This window comes from Microvirga sp. BSC39 (assembly GCF_000739015.1).
GTDB lineage: Bacteria > Pseudomonadota > Alphaproteobacteria > Rhizobiales > Beijerinckiaceae > Microvirga.
Genome location: NZ_JPUG01000056.1, coordinates 1 through 16,790 on the forward strand (window position 1 = coordinate 1; position 16,790 = coordinate 16,790).

At 65.6% G+C, this 16,790-nt stretch carries 16 protein-coding genes and 1 pseudogene; 11 read left to right on the forward strand and 6 right to left on the reverse strand.

Features of this window, described 5'->3' with window-relative positions:
• From infB to truB, 3 genes are all read left to right on the forward strand, one after another.
• Positions 1 to 2,237 (forward strand): translation initiation factor IF-2 (gene infB, locus MA07_RS08790; protein WP_036349515.1); only part of this gene is annotated, 2,237 nt, incomplete at its 5' end.
• 104 nt (positions 2,238 to 2,341) lie between these two features.
• Positions 2,342 to 2,776 (forward strand): 30S ribosome-binding factor RbfA, encoded by a 435-nt coding sequence (rbfA, locus tag MA07_RS08795; protein ID WP_036349517.1) that lies wholly within the window; start codon positions 2,342 to 2,344, stop codon positions 2,774 to 2,776.
• The gene (gene truB, locus MA07_RS08800; protein ID WP_036349520.1) at positions 2,773 to 3,693 is read left to right on the forward strand and encodes a tRNA pseudouridine(55) synthase TruB; all 921 of its coding nucleotides are present in this window, start codon (positions 2,773 to 2,775) and stop codon (positions 3,691 to 3,693) included. Before rbfA ends, truB begins: the two co-directional genes overlap by 4 nt.
• A 231-nt stretch (positions 3,694 to 3,924) precedes the next feature.
• Here the strand turns inward: truB and MA07_RS08805 are convergent, their stop codons facing one another.
• The gene (locus MA07_RS08805; protein WP_081928860.1) at positions 3,925 to 4,467 is read right to left on the reverse strand and encodes a ferritin-like domain-containing protein; all 543 of its coding nucleotides are present in this window, start codon (positions 4,465 to 4,467) and stop codon (positions 3,925 to 3,927) included.
• Between the two features lie 296 nt (positions 4,468 to 4,763).
• On the opposite strand from MA07_RS08805, the gene rpsO reads away from it, so the two are divergent.
• Both rpsO and pnp read left to right on the forward strand, forming a co-directional pair.
• Positions 4,764 to 5,033, forward strand: coding sequence for a 30S ribosomal protein S15 (gene rpsO / locus MA07_RS08810; RefSeq protein ID WP_036349523.1), 270 nt, complete (start codon positions 4,764 to 4,766; stop codon positions 5,031 to 5,033).
• 220 nt (positions 5,034 to 5,253) lie between these two features.
• A complete protein-coding gene (pnp, locus tag MA07_RS08815) occupies positions 5,254 to 7,428 on the forward strand; it encodes a polyribonucleotide nucleotidyltransferase (RefSeq protein ID WP_036349526.1) in 2,175 nt (724 codons plus the stop codon).
• Between the two features lie 85 nt (positions 7,429 to 7,513).
• Here the strand turns inward: pnp and MA07_RS08820 are convergent, their stop codons facing one another.
• A complete protein-coding gene (locus tag MA07_RS08820) occupies positions 7,514 to 9,193 on the reverse strand; it encodes an adenylate/guanylate cyclase domain-containing protein (RefSeq protein WP_081928861.1) in 1,680 nt (559 codons plus the stop codon).
• A 145-nt stretch (positions 9,194 to 9,338) separates the two neighbouring features.
• Between MA07_RS08820 and MA07_RS08825 the strand changes: the two are divergent.
• Positions 9,339 to 9,953, forward strand: a pseudogene (locus tag MA07_RS08825) (pyridoxamine 5'-phosphate oxidase family protein).
• A 73-nt stretch (positions 9,954 to 10,026) separates the two neighbouring features.
• Positions 10,027 to 10,377: a RidA family protein gene (locus tag MA07_RS08830; protein ID WP_036349533.1), complete on the forward strand. Its 351-nt coding sequence runs from the start codon at positions 10,027 to 10,029 to the stop codon at positions 10,375 to 10,377.
• 59 nt (positions 10,378 to 10,436) lie between these two features.
• On the opposite strand, the gene MA07_RS29555 is transcribed toward MA07_RS08830, so the two are convergent.
• From MA07_RS29555 to hslV, 4 genes are all read right to left on the reverse strand, one after another.
• Positions 10,437 to 10,904 carry a BA14K family protein gene (locus MA07_RS29555; protein ID WP_244445199.1) on the reverse strand — a complete coding sequence of 156 codons (468 nt, stop codon included), beginning with the start codon at positions 10,902 to 10,904 and terminating at the stop codon, positions 10,437 to 10,439.
• A gap of 72 nt (positions 10,905 to 10,976) precedes the next feature.
• Complete coding sequence (locus MA07_RS08840) at positions 10,977 to 11,747, reverse strand: Fe-S cluster assembly protein HesB (protein WP_036349535.1); 771 nt, start codon at positions 11,745 to 11,747, stop codon at positions 10,977 to 10,979.
• A 209-nt stretch (positions 11,748 to 11,956) separates the two neighbouring features.
• Positions 11,957 to 13,267, reverse strand: a complete 1,311-nt coding sequence (hslU, locus tag MA07_RS08845; RefSeq protein WP_036349538.1) for an ATP-dependent protease ATPase subunit HslU — start codon at positions 13,265 to 13,267, stop codon at positions 11,957 to 11,959.
• A 139-nt stretch (positions 13,268 to 13,406) separates the two neighbouring features.
• Entirely contained in the window at positions 13,407 to 13,937 is a 531-nt protein-coding gene (hslV, locus tag MA07_RS08850) for an ATP-dependent protease subunit HslV (protein WP_036349541.1), read from the reverse strand.
• Positions 13,938 to 14,221: 284 nt separating this feature from the next.
• On the opposite strand from hslV, the gene hisB reads away from it, so the two are divergent.
• The 4 genes from hisB (at position 14,222) to hisA (ending at position 16,762) form a co-directional block, all read left to right on the forward strand.
• On the forward strand, positions 14,222 to 14,809 hold the full coding sequence (hisB, locus tag MA07_RS08855; RefSeq protein ID WP_036349657.1) for an imidazoleglycerol-phosphate dehydratase HisB: 588 nt from the start codon (positions 14,222 to 14,224) through the stop codon (positions 14,807 to 14,809).
• Between the two features lie 71 nt (positions 14,810 to 14,880).
• Entirely contained in the window at positions 14,881 to 15,372 is a 492-nt protein-coding gene (locus MA07_RS08860) for a DUF2628 domain-containing protein (protein WP_036349544.1), read from the forward strand.
• On the forward strand, positions 15,369 to 16,019 hold the full coding sequence (gene hisH / locus MA07_RS08865; protein WP_036349546.1) for an imidazole glycerol phosphate synthase subunit HisH: 651 nt from the start codon (positions 15,369 to 15,371) through the stop codon (positions 16,017 to 16,019). Before MA07_RS08860 ends, hisH begins: the two co-directional genes overlap by 4 nt.
• Complete coding sequence (gene hisA / locus MA07_RS08870) at positions 16,007 to 16,762, forward strand: 1-(5-phosphoribosyl)-5-[(5-phosphoribosylamino)methylideneamino]imidazole-4-carboxamide isomerase (protein ID WP_200879342.1); 756 nt, start codon at positions 16,007 to 16,009, stop codon at positions 16,760 to 16,762. The genes hisH and hisA overlap by 13 nt, the downstream gene beginning before the upstream one ends.
• The last annotated feature ends 28 nt before the right edge of the window (positions 16,763 to 16,790 follow it).

The window sequence follows — 16,790 nt, forward strand, 5'->3', positions numbered from 1 at the left end:
CCCGCTCCGATGGGCCGCGTCCCGCCGGCGCCCGTTCGGACGGCCCGCGCCCCGGCGGCCCGCGCCAGGATGGTCCCCGTCCGGGTGGCTATGGTGGCCCCCGCAGTGGCGGTGGCACCATGGGAGGCCGTCCGCCGAGCCTGAACCACATGGCACGACCGGCTGCCCCGGTCGTTCCCGATCCGGAGACGGCAAAGCCCCATGCCCGCACGGCTCCGCCCGTTGCGGCCCGTGCCGCCGTGGTGGATGACGAGGAGGGCGCACGCACCATTCGTCGTCCCGGTGTTGCAGCTAAGCCCGCAGCCCTGCCGAAGACCCCCAAGGCCGCTCCCGGCGAAGAGAAGCGCCGCGGCCGCCTGACCCTTGCCAATGCGACCTCGGGCGAGGACGAGCGCACCCGCTCGCTCGCCGCCTTCCGGCGCCGCAACCAGCGTCTCATGGGCCACCGTCAGGTGGAGCAGAAGGAAAAGATCGCCCGCGAGGTGATCATTCCCGAGACGATCACCATCCAGGAGCTCGCCAACCGCATGTCGGAGCGCGCCGTGGACGTGATCAAGATGCTGATGAAGCAAGGTCAGATGCACAAGATCACGGACGTGATCGATTCCGACTCGGCCCAGCTGATCGCGGAAGAGCTCGGCCACACGGTGAAGCGCGTCGCGGAATCGGACGTCGAGGAAGGCCTGTTCGATACCCCGGACGTGGACGACAACCTCGTCACCCGTCCGCCGGTCGTGACCATCATGGGCCACGTCGACCACGGCAAGACCTCGCTGCTCGACGCGATCCGCAAGACCAACGTGGTGTCCGGCGAGGCCGGCGGCATCACCCAGCATATCGGCGCCTATCAGGTGACCTCGCCGCTCGGCGGCAAGATCACCTTCATCGACACGCCCGGCCACGCGGCCTTCACGGCCATGCGCGCCCGCGGCGCCAAGGTGACGGACATCGTCGTGCTGGTGGTGGCGGCCGATGACGGCGTCATGCCGCAGACCATCGAGGCGATCAACCATGCGCAGGCGGCCGGCGTGCCCCTGATCGTGGCGATCAACAAGGTGGACAAGCCCGATGCCAACCCGCAGCGGGTGCGCACCGAGCTGCTGCAGCACTCCATCGTGGTGGAATCCATGGGCGGCGAGACCCTCGAGTTCGAGGTGTCGGCCAAGACCGGTGACGGTCTCGAGACCCTGCTCGAAGGTCTTCAGCTCCAGGCTGAAATCCTCGAGCTCAAGGCCAATGCCGAGCGCTCGGCGGAAGGCACCGTCATCGAGGCCAAGCTCGATCGCGGCCGCGGTCCCGTGGCCACCGTGCTCGTGCAGCGCGGAACGCTCCGCACCGGCGACATCGTCGTGGCCGGCGCCGAGTGGGGTCGCGTGCGTGCGCTCATCAACGATCTCGGCACCAACGTGAAGGAGGCAGGTCCCTCCGTCCCGGTCGAGGTTCTGGGCTTCAACGGCACCCCCGAGGCCGGCGACCGCGTGGCGGTGGTCGAGTCGGAGGCCCGCGCCCGCGAGGTCACCGAGTACCGCACCCGCCAGAAGCGCGAGCGTCAGGCGGCGCGCATGGGCTCGGCCGGGCGTACGCTCGCCGACATGATGCACGATCTCAAGGCCGGAGCGGGCCGCAAGGAATTCCCGCTCGTGGTTCGCGCGGACGTGCAGGGCTCGGCGGAAGCCATCGTGGGTGCGCTCGAGAAGGTCGGCAACGAGGAAGTGGCCGCCCGCATCATCCAGGCCGGCGTCGGCGGCATCTCCGAGTCCGATGTCACACTGGCAGAAGCCTCGAACGCCATCATCCTGGCCTTCAACGTGCGTGCCCACAAGGAAGCCCGTGAGGCGGCCGAGCGTGCCGGCATCGAGATCCGCTACTACAACATCATCTACGACCTCGTGGATGACGTGAAGGCGGCGATGTCCGGTCTGCTCGCTCCGACGCTCCGCGAGGAGCGGCTCGGCGAGGCGCAGATCCTCGAGGTGTTCAACGTGTCGAAGGTCGGCAAGATCGCCGGCTGCCGCGTCCTCGACGGCGTGGTCCAGCGCGGCGCCCATGTGCGCCTGATCCGCGACAACGTGGTCATCCACGAAGGCAGGCTCTCGCAGCTCAAGCGCTTCAAGGACGATGCCCGCGAGGTCACCTCGGGTCAGGAATGCGGTATGTCCTTCGAGAGCTACCAGGACATGCGCGTCGGCGACCAGATCGAGTGCTACCGCGTGGAAGAGGTGAAGCGGTCGCTGTAAGCCGCTTCCCATCTCTTTTCACTGTATGGAACATCAGTCATGGCCGGGTCATTCCCGGCCATGATCCCTTTTGAACGATCCGGTCCAACCCCGGAGATATAAAAATGGCCAAACGTTTCGAACAAACCACTGGACCCTCGCAGCGCCAGCAGCGCGTGGCCGAGCTTATCCGCCACGCCCTTGCGGAGGTCCTCTCCCGCGGCGACCTGCAGGACGACGTGCTGACCAAGAACGTCATCACGATTCCGGAAGTGCGCATGTCGCCGGACCTCAAGCTCGCCACGGCCTATGTCATGCCGCTCGGCGGCCGCGATGAGGCCGCCGTGATCAAGGCCCTGGACAAGAACAAGAAGATCCTGCGCCAGGAGGTCGCCCGCCGGGTGAACCTGAAATTCGCCCCCGACCTGCGCTTCCTGCGCGACGAGAGCTTCGACGAGGCGGCCCGCATCGACGCGCTCCTGCGCACCGAGCGGGTGGCCCGTGACACGGGCAGGACCGGCATCGACCTCTCCGACGACAGCGACGAGCAGGATTCATGAGCGACGAACGCCCGCAGCGGAAGCCCCACGGGGACCGACCGAAGAAGCGCGACGTCAATGGGTGGATCATCCTCGACAAGGGCGTCGGCATGACCTCGACCCACGCGGTGGCGGTGGTCAAGCGCGGCCTCTCGGCCAAGAAGGCCGGGCACGCCGGAACCCTGGACCCGCTGGCCTCCGGCATCCTGCCGATTGCGCTCGGCGAAGCGACCAAGACCGTGCCCTTCGTCATGGACGGGCGCAAATCCTACGTGTTCACCGTCGCCTGGGGCGCGGAGACCACCACGGACGATACTGAGGGCGAGGTTGTCGAGCGTACGGACAGGCTTCCAGAGCCCTCCGACATCGAGGCGCTCCTGCCCCGTTTCACCGGCTCCGTCCAACAGGTGCCGCCGCGCTTTTCGGCCATCAAGATTGCCGGTGAGCGCGCCTACGATCTTGCCCGCGACGGCGAGGTGGTGGAGCTGCAGCCGCGCACGGTCGAGATCGACCGGCTGGCCCTCGTACACCACGACGGCAACCGCTCGGTAATCGAGGCCGATTGCGGCAAGGGCACCTATGTGCGGGCGATTGCCCGCGATCTCGGCCGGGCGCTCGGCTGCCTCGGCCATATCACGGCGCTCCGGCGCACCCGCGTCGGACCCTTCACGGAGCACGACGCCGTCACCGTGGACGATGTCGCGGCGGATCCGGCGGCCCTGCGGCCGGTGGAGACGGCGCTCAGCGAGATTCCGTCGATTACGGTCAGCCGCGACATGGCCGGCCGCCTCATGCGCGGCCAGTCCATCATCCTGCGCGGGCGCGAGGCGCCCCTGTCGGGGAAGATCTATGCCACGTGCAACGGCGTACTCATCGCCGTGGGCGACGTGGAGCGCGGCGAACTCGTGCCGCATCGGGTGTTCAACCTGGGGGCTTAAAACAAACCTACCCAGTGTCATTCCGGGGCAGCCATAGGCTGAGCCCGGAATCCATAAACATGACGGCTCAAGAAGATACGGCTCACTTTGCCTGTAATCCTGCACCGTCAGCGGTTATGGATTCCGGGCTCTCGCTGCGCTCGCCCCGGAATGACATTGAGGACGTTTCAGAGACGACAATGGCCGGGACAAGCCCGGCCATGACGATGTTGAAGATGTATCTGCGGGACCTTACCGGTCGGCCTTCAGCCCCTGCGCCGAGCGCGTCAGGAACTTCTGGGTGATCGGCACGATCATGTCGTAAACCGCCTGGGCGGTCTTTTCCTCTTCGCGCAACGACTCCTGAAGAGCCGGGACGAACTTCTGGTTTCCGGAGGCTTCAGCCATGGCGATCAGGGACTTGTAGGACGCGATCTCGAAGTTCTCGAAGGCGTGGTTGGCAAAGGTGTTCTTCAGAACCTCGTCGGCCATTGGCATGTGGCCGGCAGCCGCCAGGTTGGCCATGAACTGGGTAGCCATGTCCTTCAGGATCGAGCGATCCGCACCGAAGCTGTGCAGGGCTTCGTCGAGGCGGCGGATCTGGCCTTCGGTTTCGACGATGTGCCGGCGCAGGAGGTCCGACATCTCCGGATAGTTCTCGAACCGCTCGACCTGCCGCTCCATGAGCTGAATGGCTTGCTTCTCAAGGGCGTGGGCGTTCTCCAGGCCGGTGATGAAGATGTTCCGGATGTCTTCCGAGGACGTAAGGTCGGCCATGCCGGTGGTGGCAGTCATGATGTCAGTTTCCTATGTTTGGGGTCTCCAACACCAACAGCCGCCGCAAAAACTAGTTCCGGCCAACCTTGCCGAAGTGGCGCATCTTATTGCTCCGCTTGAGAAAAATGATTTCTCTGGCACTCCGGCGCATTTCGTGTATGGTGCGCCATCTTTTGACAGGCTTTCAGCCGCGAGAGACGCGTCCGAGTTCGGACCGCGCTGGACGACATCCCGGCCCGGCCCTTCCGGATGCCCCGGACCCGAAGCCCTGAAGGCCAAGGTCTCCCTATAAAACCAACCTGAAAGGACACACGATGTCGATTACGGCTGAGCGCAAGAACGCGCTTGTAAAGGAATTCGCCCAGAAGGCTGGCGATACCGGCTCCCCCGAGGTGCAGGTCGCCATTCTGACCGAGCGGATCAACAACCTGACCGGTCACTTCAAGAGCCACAACAAGGATAACCACTCCCGTCGTGGCCTCCTGAAGATGGTGTCGTCGCGCCGTTCGCTTCTCGACTATCTGAAGAAGAAGGACGAGAGCCGCTACCGCACGCTGATCGAGAAGCTCGGCATCCGCCGCTAAGCTTCTTTATTGAGACTTCCGTCCGGAGCCCGGCTCCGGACGGCTTCTACACCGGTTAGGACCACGAGGTCCCGGTGTCCTCTGAGGAGACGGCCGACACGATGACCATGGCAGGATCGCAAGGGGCTTATGAGGTGGGCTTGCCCACCGGCGCGAGCCTCTTGCCGTCTTGCTCATGGCATCGAGCCCCCGCTCCTGCTGTCATGAAAGACGAAAAAGCATGTTCGATACTCAACGCGAAGAACTGATCTGGGCCGGCCGCAAGCTCGTGCTCGAAACGGGCAAGATGGCCCGTCAGGCGGACGGCGCCGTCGTCGCCACCTACGGTGAGACCACCGTTCTCGCCACCGTGGTCTCGGCCAAGGAGCCGAAGGCCGGTGTCGACTTCTTCCCGCTCACGGTGAACTACCAGGAGCGCACCTACGCCGCCGGCCGCATCCCGGGCGGCTATTTCAAGCGCGAAGGCCGTCCGACCGAGAAGGAGACGCTGGTCTCCCGCCTCATCGACCGCCCGATCCGCCCCCTCTTCGTCGAGGGCTACAAGAACGACACCCAGGTGGTCGTGACCGTGCTCTCGCACGATCTTGAGAACGATCCCGACATCGTCGGCATGGTGGCGGCCTCCGCCGCTCTCACCCTCTCGGGCGTTCCCTTCATGGGTCCCGTGGGCGCCGCCCGCGTCGGCTACATCGGCGGCCAGTACAAGCTGAACCCGCCCCTGCAGGAGATGGACCAGACGTCCCTCGATCTCGTGGTCGCCGGCACGGCCGATGCCGTGCTCATGGTCGAGTCCGAGGCCAAGGAACTGGCGGAAGACGTGATGCTCGGCGCTGTGATGTTCGGCCACAAGCACTTCCAGCCGGTGATCGAGGCCATCATCCGCCTCGCCGAGAAGGCCGCCAAGGAGCCGCGCGACTACCAGCCGGCCGACATGTCCGAAGTCGAGCAGGCCGTTCTGGCCATCGCCGAGACCGACCTGCGCGAAGCCTACAAGATCACCAAGAAGCAGGACCGCTACACCGCCGTCGACGCCGTGAAAGCGAAGGTGATGGCCGAGCTTCTGCCTGCGGACGGCGAGCCCAAGTTCGAGCCCGAGAAGGTCAAGGCGGCCTTCAAGGAAGTGCAGGCCAAGGTCGTGCGCTGGAACATCCTCGACACCGGCTCCCGCATCGACGGCCGCGACCTCAAGACCGTTCGCCAGATCGTCTCCGAGGTCGGCGTTCTGCCCCGCACCCACGGCTCGGCCGTGTTCACCCGCGGCGAAACGCAGGCTCTCGTGGTTGCCACGCTCGGCACCGGCGAGGATGAGCAGTTCATCGACCAGCTCGAGGGCACCCGCAAGGAAACCTTCCTGCTGCACTACAACTTCCCGCCCTATTCCGTGGGCGAGACGGGCCGCATGGGCTCGCCTGGCCGCCGCGAAATCGGCCACGGCAAGCTCGCCTGGCGCGCCATCCACCCGATGCTGCCGGCCGCTCACGACTTCCCCTACACGATCCGCGTCGTCAGCGAGATCACCGAGTCCAACGGCTCCTCGTCCATGGCCTCCGTCTGCGGCGCTTCGCTGGCCCTGATGGATGCGGGCGTGCCGCTTCGCCGTCCGGTGGCGGGCATCGCCATGGGCCTCATCCTCGAGGGTGAGCGTTATGCGGTCCTGTCCGACATCCTCGGCGACGAGGATCACCTCGGCGACATGGACTTCAAGGTGGCCGGCACGGAGCAGGGCATCACCTCGCTCCAGATGGACATCAAGATCGCCGGCATCACGGAAGAGATCATGCGCGTGGCGCTGGACCAGGCTCAGGCCGGCCGCACGCACATCCTCGCCGAGATGAACAAGGCGCTGACCGCACCGCGCGCCGAGCTCGGCGAGCATGCTCCGCGCATCGAGACCATGCAGATCCCGGTCGACAAGATCCGCGAAGTCATCGGTTCGGGCGGCAAGGTCATCCGCGAGATCGTGGAGAAGACCGGCGCGAAGATCGACATCAACGACGACGGCCTCATCAAGATCGCGTCCGCCGACGGCAAGTCGATCAAGGCGGCCTACAACTGGATCCGCTCCATCGTGGCCGAGCCCGAGATCAACACGATCTACGAGGGCACGGTCGTGAAGGTGATGGAGTTCGGCGCCTTCGTGAACTTCTTCGGTTCCCGCGACGGCCTCGTGCACATCTCGGAGCTCGCCAAGAACCGCGTCGGCAAGGTCACCGACGTGGTCAAGGAAGGCGACAAGGTGAAGGTGAAGTTCCTCGGCATGGACGAGCGCGGCAAGGTCCGTCTCTCCATGAAGGTGGTCAACCAGGAGACTGGCGAAGACATCACCGAGCAGCTCAAGGCCGAACGCGACGCCGAACGCGCCCAGCGCGATCAGCAGAAGGCTGCCGGCGAGTAAGATCGCTTCAAACCTGAATAAGACCAGAGAAGGCGCGGCTCGAAACCGCGCCTTTTTCTTTGCCCCGATGGGACCTCGCTGATGATCACCGCCCCAAGCTCTCCGCCTCCGGAATGATCCAGCTGCCCAGCGGCGCGGCGCGGCCGCGGATGGAGACGATCTGGCGGTTGCGGCTGGAGAGGTCGAGGCCGGCCCGGGTGGCGAGGTCCTCGGAGATCACCAGCTCCACGTCGAGTTCCTTGGCGAGCCCCTCCAGGCGGCTTGCCGCGTTGATGGTGTCGCCCACGGCTGTCAGGCTGGTGGCCTGACCGTAGCCCATCTGGCCGACGATGGCCGGGCCCGCATGCAGGCTCATGGCGATGCGCAGGGGATGCTCGAACTCGCTGGCGTAATCCTCGTTGAGGCGGGCGAGGCCGGCCTTGATCCTCAGCGCCGCATCGAGGGCCTGACGGGCTGCTTCCTGCGGGGTCGTGTGCAGGCCGAACAGGGCCAGAACCCCGTCGCCGATGAACTTGTCGATGTAGCCGCCTGCATCCTCCACTGCCTCACCCACCGCCTCGAAATAGCGGTTGAGGATGAACACCGTGTCGAAGGGCAGGCGCTTCTCCGTGAGGCTCGTGAAGCCGCGCAGGTCGCAGAACAGCACCGCGACCTCCCGCTCCTGACCCTGGGCACGGCCTCCGCGCACCAGGGCGGTCACGCCGTTTCGGCCCGTGGCCAGGATCGGCACGACGGCGATCTCGCCGACCGGCCGGAACTGGCAGGCGAGCCTCACATTGGGACCCGCCTTGATGCGCGCCAGTGTCCCGCGTTCCTGGGCGGTGGGCGGCGGCTGGTGCTCCAGGCCGTCGATCACCCGCACCCGGCAGGTGGAGCAGCGGCCGCGGCCGCCGCAGACCGAGATGTGCGGGATCCCGGCCGTGCGGCTGGCCTCCAGCACGCTGAAGCCCGCCGGCACGGTGACGACCTGATCGTTGGGGTAGCGGATGCGGACCCGGCGCGACCACAGATTGGCGCTGCGCACGATGCGGCCTGCAATCGTCAGGACCAGGAGCCCACCGAAAAAGGCATAGAGGACCGGGCCAACCAGCGGCAGGAGATCGGATGCGGGAGGCATGCGTGGGGCAAAGCGCTCCGGCGCCTCGGCGATCTCCTGACCGGCTTCCGCAAAGCCGAGCAGCGCCAGGATAGGGATGAGAATGGCTCCCGTGTAGAGAAGGAGCGCCCAAGCGGGAAACCAGGGTTTCGGCCGCAGCCAGAAGTAGATCCCGAGGCATCCGTGCAGCCACGCAATGACGAGCGCAACCGCCTGGCGTGCGCCGATCCCGGGGCTCAGCAGCCAGAGGCTCCTGACCACTTCGGGATAGCCGGAATCGTGGCCTGTCAGGGCCCATTCGATCCGCGTCCCCGTCACATGCCCGATCAGCAGGAAGGGCAGGCTCAATCCCAGGCTCAGCTGCGCCGCCTCGCGGACCGGCATGCGCAGGGTGCGGCGGCGGTAGAGGGCCTGAAGCGCCAGCAGGAAGTGCAGAAGAAGGGAGCCGTAGAGGAGGGTCGTGCCCACCGGGTTGCGCCACAGGCGGTTGAACCAGGCGCGGCCGGCTTCCATCGCCTCGATCGAGACGAGCCCCAGGGCGTGATTGCTGAAATGGGTGAGCAGGAACGTCGCGAGCACGAGCCCCGAGGTCAGCCGGATTTCCCGCCAGGGAAGCGGGGCTCCGGGCAAGCCCGTCTCGGATGCCTGCTTTGTGCGCGATGGCTTCATGGGCGGATGAGGGGTCCCGGTCCTGCATCAAAGGCGTGCTGTCAGCTATGCAGGTGCAGCCGCTCGGACCAAAGTCAAATCACAGTCGCTGGACCGAGGCCGTGGACCGTATATTCCTAAGCGCCGCACAGGCAGAACCCGAATCATGTCCCACATCGTTACCAGCCTTCCGGAACTCGAAGCCCTCTACGGCGAGGTCAACAAGGCGTCGCTCCTGAAGGAGGCGGACCGGCTGGTGCCGGAATACCGCGCCCTAATCGAGGCCTCTCCCTTCGCCGCGCTGGCCACCCGCGGGCCCAGGGGGCTCGACTGCTCGCCCCGGGGCGACGGGCCGGGCTTCGTGCGCATCCGGGACGAGAAGACCCTGCTCCTGCCGGACCGGCGCGGCAACAACCGCATCGATTCGCTGCGCAACATCGTGCAGGACCCTTCAGTCGCCCTGCTCTTCCTGATCCCCGGCATCGGCGAGACCCTGCGGGTGAACGGGCAGGCAGTGATTTCCGTCGAGCCGAGCCTGCTGGAGAGTTCTGCCGTCGAGGGCAAGCCGCCGAAATCGGTCGTCGTGATTACCGTCAATACGGTGTTCTTCCAATGCGCCCGCGCGATCCTGCGCTCGGAGCTATGGAACCCGGCCCGTCACGTGCCGCGCGAGAGCCTGCCGAGCGCCGGCTAGATCCTAGCCGCGCTCACGAACAACGAAGCGGGCGGCGAGACCTATGACAGGGCTTTGCCCGAGCGGCAGCGCGGTACACTCTATTGATGACTTGACCTCACGCCCCCTGCCCCCGAAAAGGCAGGTCCCGTTTTCGTAAAGTGAGGCTCAAGGACAATCCATGACGATCCAGCGCATCAAGCCCGGCCCGCGCATGAGCGGCGCCGTCGTTCACGGCAATACGGTCTATCTCGCAGGCCAGGTCGCTCACGAGAGCGCAGGCAAGAGCGTCACCGAGCAGACGAAGGAAATCCTGTCCATCATCGACAGCCTGCTGGCTGAGGCCGGCACTGACAAGTCGAAGATCCTGATGGCCAATATCTGGATCACCGACATGGGCACGTTCCAGGAGATGAACGCCGTGTGGGATGCCTGGGTGTCGCCCGGCAATACGCCTGCCCGTGCGACCGTCGAGGCGAAGCTCGCGACCCCCGCCTTCAAGGTCGAGATCGCGGTTATCGCGGCAAAGTAAGCTCATCAAAAAAGAAGCGGGCCGCAGGGCCCGCTTCGTTCATTGTCGCTGCGTCGCGCTTACGGGCACGGGTGGCGCATGCCGTCGTAGCCGAGATAAGTGCCGGAACGCGGATCATAGGACTTGTAGCGCTGGGCGCAGTAAGCCGCGTTGCCGCCATAGGCCGGAGCGGCCTGAGCCTGCGACTGGGCGATCGCGCCGCCGATGATGGCGCCTGTGGCGAGACCCAGAGCACCGGCCGCCAAGGAGTTCCCACGGTCACGGCGATAGTAGCGGCGATCACCATAATAGCGACGATCACCGTAGTAGCGGCGATCGCCATAGTAGCGACGCTCCACCACGCGGGGACTGCGGTAGACGCGGCGTTCCACGTACTGGGAGTAGTCGCTGTTCACGGTGCCGTTCTGGATGGCGGAGACGATCTGGTTGACCGGCGCAGTGTGGGCCTCGGCGGCGGAGGCCGGAGCCGAAAGGCCGAAGGCGCCGAGCGCGGCCGTGGCGGCCACAGCCATGAAGAATTTACGCATGGATTCACTCCTCCAATGTTGGGAGGCGAACGCAGAAAAACGGATGTCGTTCCGTTTTCGGGGAATTCGGGACTAGCTCTCGCGGGAACGTGAGGAATGAAGATCGTCGGAGGCAGCCTCGGATCTGACCGACGAAACCCGCCTCCCCTCCACCCTGCCCTGCCCGGTCGGGCAGAGATCCAGCACCGCGCAGCGGTGGCAAGCCGGGTTCTTGAAGAAGCAGCAGCGCTGGCCGTGCAGCATCATGACTTCGTGATTGTCGTAGACCTGCTGCGCATCCCAATCCTCCGGCAGGAGAGCGGCCAACACCGCATGGGACGGCCCGACCGCCGTCGATTGCGGGATGAGGGCCGTGCGCTGGGCCACCCGATGATGGTGGCTGTCCACGGGAAGGGCTGCCTTGCGCAGCACCGAGAAGGACAGCACCGCCGCACTGGTTTTCGGGCCGATGCCCGGAATGCTCTCGAGCCAGGACCGCGCCTCCTCGACCGGCATGTCCTTCAGGAAATCGAGCGAAAGACTGCCGTGCCGCTCCTCGATGGCATGCAGCACCGCCTGCAGGCGCGGCGCCTTCTGCTCCGGCCAGGTCACGCCTTCAATCGTCGCCTCCACGTCCTCTGTCGGCGCATGCATCATCGCGCGCCAATCGGGATAGCGTGTTCGCAGCGCCTTGAAGGCGCGGCCGGAATCCGCGTTGCGGGTGCGATGCGACAGGAGTGAGGAGATCAGCTCGCTCACCGGATCGAGGGTATGGAAATACGGAATCGGACAGCCATAGACCGCGCAGAGGCGCTCATGAATGACGAGCGCCTTCGCTTTCAGATCCTGCAGGTCCGGATTCATCCCGTGGCAAGTCGCGAATCGGCCGAGTGGTTCCCTACGCCTGTCGCACTGTCATTCCGGGGCGGCTCATCAGAGCCGAGCCCGGAATCCAGAACCGTGACGTTGCAGGACGAGGCGTAACGCTGCCCACTCTTGCTTGACCTGTCGTGGTTTTGGATTCCGGGCTCCGCTACGCGGCCCCGGAATGACAGGCTAGTTTGATCAGTGGATCACAAAATAAACCGGCTCAGATCCGTGTTCTTCGCCAGTTCCTCCACCTCGCCGCGCACATAAGCCGAGTCGATCTTCACCGTTTCGCCGGAGCGGTCGGGCGCCGTGTAGGACACGTCGTCGAGCACCCGCTCCAGCACAGTCTGCAGGCGGCGCGCGCCGATGTTCTCGACGGTGTTGTTCACCTCGACGGCCACTTCGGCCAGCGCATCGATGGCATCGTCCGTGAACACGAGTTCGACGCCCTCCGTCTTCATCAACGCGACGGACTGCTTGATGAGGCTCGCTTCCGTCTCGGTGAGGATGCGCCGGAAATCCTCGACGGTGAGCGGCGAGAGCTCCACGCGGATCGGCAGGCGGCCCTGCAATTCCGGCAAGAGATCCGACGGCTTCGACACATGAAACGCGCCGGACGCAATGAACAGGATGTGGTCCGTCTTCACCGGCCCGTATTTCGTCGACACGGTGGTGCCCTCGATCAGCGGCAGCAGATCGCGCTGCACGCCTTCGCGCGACACATCCGCGCCGGTGCGACCCTCGCGGCCGGCGATCTTGTCGATCTCGTCGAGGAACACGATGCCGTTGTTCTCCACCTGGCGCAGGGCCTCCTGCACGATGGCGTCCTGGTCGAGCATCTTGTCGGCCTCTTCCGTGACCAGCGGGTCATAGGCCTCGCGCACGGTGGTGCGGCGCGTCTTGCGCTGTCCGCCGAAGGCCTTGCCGAACATGTCGGAGAGATTGATCGCGCCCACGGACGCGCCCGGCATGCCGGGGATCTCGAACATGGGCATCCCCTGCCCTCCGCCCGACTGCAGCTCGATCTCGATCTCCTTGTCGTCGAGCTCGTTGGCGCGCAGCTTGCGGCGGAAAGAATCGCGGGTGACGGCGCTCGCCGTGGTTCCCACGAGCGCATCGAGCACGCGCTCCTCCGCGGCGATATGCGCCTTCGCCTGCACCTGACGGCGGCGCTCCTCCTTCACCAAGCCGATGCCGATCTCCACGAGATCGCGCACGATCTGCTCCACGTCGCGGCCCACATAGCCTACCTCCGTGAACTTGGTGGCCTCGACCTTGAGAAACGGCGCCCCTGCGAGCTTGGCGAGACGGCGCGAAATCTCGGTCTTGCCGCAGCCCGTGGGGCCGATCATCAGGATGTTCTTGGGCGCCACCTCTTCACGAAGGGAGCCCTCGAGCTGCTGCCGGCGCCAGCGGTTGCGCAAGGCAATGGCGACGGCGCGCTTGGCGTCGTTCTGGCCGACGATGTAGCGGTCGAGTTCGGAAACGATTTCGCGGGGAGAATAGGTGGTCATGACTTTTGTCTTCCGGTGTCATCCCCGGCCGGAGGCAGCGAAAGCTGCTGGAGGGGAAGGGGATCCACAATCAAGGCGCTCCGTGTCTGGATCCCCTTCCCGGCCGCTGTGCGGCCGCCGGGGATGACACGAACGATTTTTAGGCAGCGTCCAACGTTTCGATGACGATGTTCGCATTCGTATAGACGCAGATCTCGGCTGCAATGCCGAGCGACCGGCGCACGATAGCCTCCGGGTCGGTCTCGTATTCGGCGAGCGCCCGTGCTGCCGCGAGCGCGTAGTTGCCGCCGGACCCGATGGCCATGATGCCGTTTTCCGGCTCCAGCACGTCGCCGGCGCCTGAGAGCAGCAGGCCCACCTCCTTGTCGGCCACCAGCATCATGGCTTCCAGGCGGCGCAGATATCGGTCGGTGCGCCAGTCCTTGGTGAGCTCGACGCAGGCGCGGGTGAGCTGGCCGGGATATTGCTCGAGCTTGGCCTCGAGGCGCTCGAACAGGGTGAAGGCATCCGCCGTGGAGCCGGCAAAGCCGCCGATCACGCTGCCCTTGGACAGGCGGCGGACTTTTTTCGCATTGCCCTTCACCACGGTCTGGCCGAGGCTGACCTGCCCGTCACCGCCGATGACGACGCGGCCTCCTCTCCGGACCATGAGGATCGTGGTGGCGTGCATGCGGGGGGCGGCGTCTTCGGACAAGGCTGGGCTCCGGCGGGAAAGAACTGGGCGGCCATGGGCCGTTATCCGGCTGACTTAATCATTGATCGGCCAAAAGCAACGCGGGTGGCGTTTCTCCGCGCGGCTTGCCAGAGCATCGGACCCAAAAGTGGATTTGCACTTTTGGATCAATCCGATGCTCCGCATTTTATGAGCACATTGTTGGCTGCGGAAAACCGGATCCACTTTTCCGCACAATGTGCTAGAAGGCCCCGTCTCTTGTTCCGCAAAGGATTGTGATGATGCGCTCCGCGAGCGTCAGCCGTCGTACCGCCGAGACCGATATCGCCCTGTCGATCGCCCTCGATGGCACTGGCAAGGCCGAGATCTCCACCGGCGTCGGCTTCCTCGACCATATGCTCGAACTGTTCGCCCGACACGGTCACTTCGACCTCTCCGTGAAGGTGACCGGCGACCTGCATGTGGACCAGCATCATACCACCGAGGACACCGGAATCGCCTTGGGACAAGCCATCCTGAAGGCGCTTGGCGATAAGAAGGGCATCACGCGCTATGCCAGCATCCATCTGCCGATGGACGAGACCTTGACCCGCATCGCCCTCGACATCTCGGGCCGTCCCTTCCTGGTGTTCCGGACCACCTTCCCGACGGAGAAGATCGGCGTGTTCGACACCGAGCTGGTGCGCGAGTTCTTCCAGGCGTTCGCCATCCAGTCGGGGCTGACGCTCCACGTGGAGACGCTCTACGGCGAGAACAGCCATCATATCGCCGAGAGCTGCTTCAAGGGCTTAGCCCGGGCCTTGCGTCAGGCCGTGGCACTGGACCCAAGGGAAGAGGGCCGCGTTCCCTCCACCAAGGGTACGCTCTAGATCCATCAAGAGATGCCTTGTCCGGCAACCCGAGGTTCCCCTCACCGGACAGGGCTCGAGGAAACGTCGCCATGACCACCTATACCCTGCACCTCCCGCGCGATGCGCGGCCGGGTGATCCGAGCGCTTTGGACGAATCCGAACTCGTGAAGGACGCCTTCTCCTGGGGCGCCTTCTTCTTCACCTTCCTGTGGTTCTTCGTCCATCGCCTGTGGCTCGCCGGTCTCGCGGTGCTGCTTCTGGTGCTGGCCTTCGGCGGCCTCATGGCCTTGCTGGACGTGCACCCGCTGGCCGGCTCCGTTGCCCAGCTCCTGCTGCAGAGCCTGATCGGCCTGGAGGCCAACAGCCTGCGGCGCTGGACGCTTTCGCGCCGCGGCCGCCCGGCGGTCGATGCGGTGACGGCCGCTGACCTGGACGAGGCGGAGGCCAAGGCCTTCGCCCGCTGGCTTGATGCCAAGTCGGCCCCCCTGCCCCGCAGCCCGGCGCCTTCGCCGATCCTGTCCACCCCGAGGCGGCCCGAGCCGGTGATCGGTCTCTTCCCCGACGCGGAGCGTCCCCGGTGAGTGTCGTGATCATCGATTACGGATCCGGCAACCTGCACTCCGCCGCCAAGGCCTTCGAGCGGGCGGCGCGCGAGGCGGAGCTCGATTGTCCCGTGACTGTCTCGTCCGACCCTGCTGTCGTCGCCAAGGCGGACCGCATCGTGCTGCCGGGGGTCGGCGCCTTCGCCGATTGCCGCCGCGGCCTCGATTCCGTGCCCGGCATGGTCGAGATGCTGCAAAGGCGCGTCCACGAGGACAAGCGTCCCTTCTTCGGCATCTGCGTGGGCATGCAGCTCATGGCCACGCGCGGCCTGGAGCATACGACCAGCTATGGCCTCGACTGGATCAAGGGCGACGTGAAGGCGATCACACCGAGCGATCCGGCCTTGAAGATTCCGCATATGGGCTGGAACACGCTGACCCAGGTCAAACCGCATCCGCTACTCGACGGCATCCCCACCGGATCCGACGGGCTGCACGCCTATTTCGTGCATTCCTATGCGTTCACGCTCGCAAACCCTGAGGATGCGGTCGCCACCACTGATTACGGCGGGCCGGTGACGGCCATCGTCGGGCGCGACAACCTCGTCGGCGCGCAATTCCATCCCGAAAAGAGCCAGGCCCTCGGCCTCAGGCTCATCGCCAATTTCCTGAGGTGGCGCCCGTGATCCTCTATCCTGCCATCGACCTCAAAGAGGGCCGCTGCGTCCGCCTGATCCAGGGCGACATGGACCAGGCGACCGTCTTCAACGACGATCCGGCCGACCAGGCAGCCACCTTCGAGGCTCAAGGCTTCGAATGGCTGCACGTGGTCGACCTGGACGGCGCCTTTGCCGGCAAGCCGATGAATGCGGCGGCCGTCGAAGGCATCCTCAAGCGCATAAACATTCCGGTGCAGCTCGGCGGCGGCATCCGCGACATGAAGACCGTGGAGGGCTGGCTCGCCAAGGGCGTGTCCCGCGTGATCATCGGCACGGCCGCCGTGCGCGATCCCGATTTCGTGCGCGAGGCCGCCCGGCTCCATCCGGGCAAGATCGCGGTGGGCATCGACGCCAAGGACGGGCTCGTGGCCGTGGAGGGCTGGGCCCAGACCTCGACCCTGTCGGCGGAAGAGCTCGGCCGGCGCTTCGAGGATGCGGGCGTCGCCGCCATCATCTACACGGACATCGCCCGCGACGGCATCCTCAAGGGCCTCAACTTCCCGATGACATTGGGGCTCGCCCGCGCCGTCTCGATCCCGGTCATCGCTTCGGGCGGCCTGGCCTCCATGGCCGATATCGAGCGCCTCACCCAACCCGACTGCGCCGTGCTCAACGGCGCCATCTCCGGCCGCGCGCTTTATGACGGGCGCATCGATCCGGTTGAGGCGCTGGCGCTGTTGAAAAAAGTGCCTGTTCCATCCTCCCCTTGAGGGGGAGGGTCGACGCTGCGCGAGCAGC

Coding starts and splice junctions, on each gene's coding strand:
- hisB (WP_036349657.1), top strand. CDS start 14,222: ATGCGCTCCGCGAGCGTCAGCCGTCGTACCGCCGAGACCGATATCGCC.
- MA07_RS08840 (WP_036349535.1), bottom strand. CDS start 11,747: ATGAATCCGGACCTGCAGGATCTGAAAGCGAAGGCGCTCGTCATTCAT.
- hslU (WP_036349538.1), bottom strand. CDS start 13,267: ATGACCACCTATTCTCCCCGCGAAATCGTTTCCGAACTCGACCGCTAC.
- MA07_RS08830 (WP_036349533.1), top strand. CDS start 10,027: ATGACGATCCAGCGCATCAAGCCCGGCCCGCGCATGAGCGGCGCCGTC.
- truB (WP_036349520.1), top strand. CDS start 2,773: ATGAGCGACGAACGCCCGCAGCGGAAGCCCCACGGGGACCGACCGAAG.
- pnp (WP_036349526.1), top strand. CDS start 5,254: ATGTTCGATACTCAACGCGAAGAACTGATCTGGGCCGGCCGCAAGCTC.
- rbfA (WP_036349517.1), top strand. CDS start 2,342: ATGGCCAAACGTTTCGAACAAACCACTGGACCCTCGCAGCGCCAGCAG.
- MA07_RS08860 (WP_036349544.1), top strand. CDS start 14,881: ATGACCACCTATACCCTGCACCTCCCGCGCGATGCGCGGCCGGGTGAT.
- rpsO (WP_036349523.1), top strand. CDS start 4,764: ATGTCGATTACGGCTGAGCGCAAGAACGCGCTTGTAAAGGAATTCGCC.
- MA07_RS08820 (WP_081928861.1), bottom strand. CDS start 9,193: ATGAAGCCATCGCGCACAAAGCAGGCATCCGAGACGGGCTTGCCCGGA.
- MA07_RS08805 (WP_081928860.1), bottom strand. CDS start 4,467: ATGACTGCCACCACCGGCATGGCCGACCTTACGTCCTCGGAAGACATC.
- hslV (WP_036349541.1), bottom strand. CDS start 13,937: ATGCACGCCACCACGATCCTCATGGTCCGGAGAGGAGGCCGCGTCGTC.
- MA07_RS29555 (WP_244445199.1), bottom strand. CDS start 10,904: ATGCGTAAATTCTTCATGGCTGTGGCCGCCACGGCCGCGCTCGGCGCC.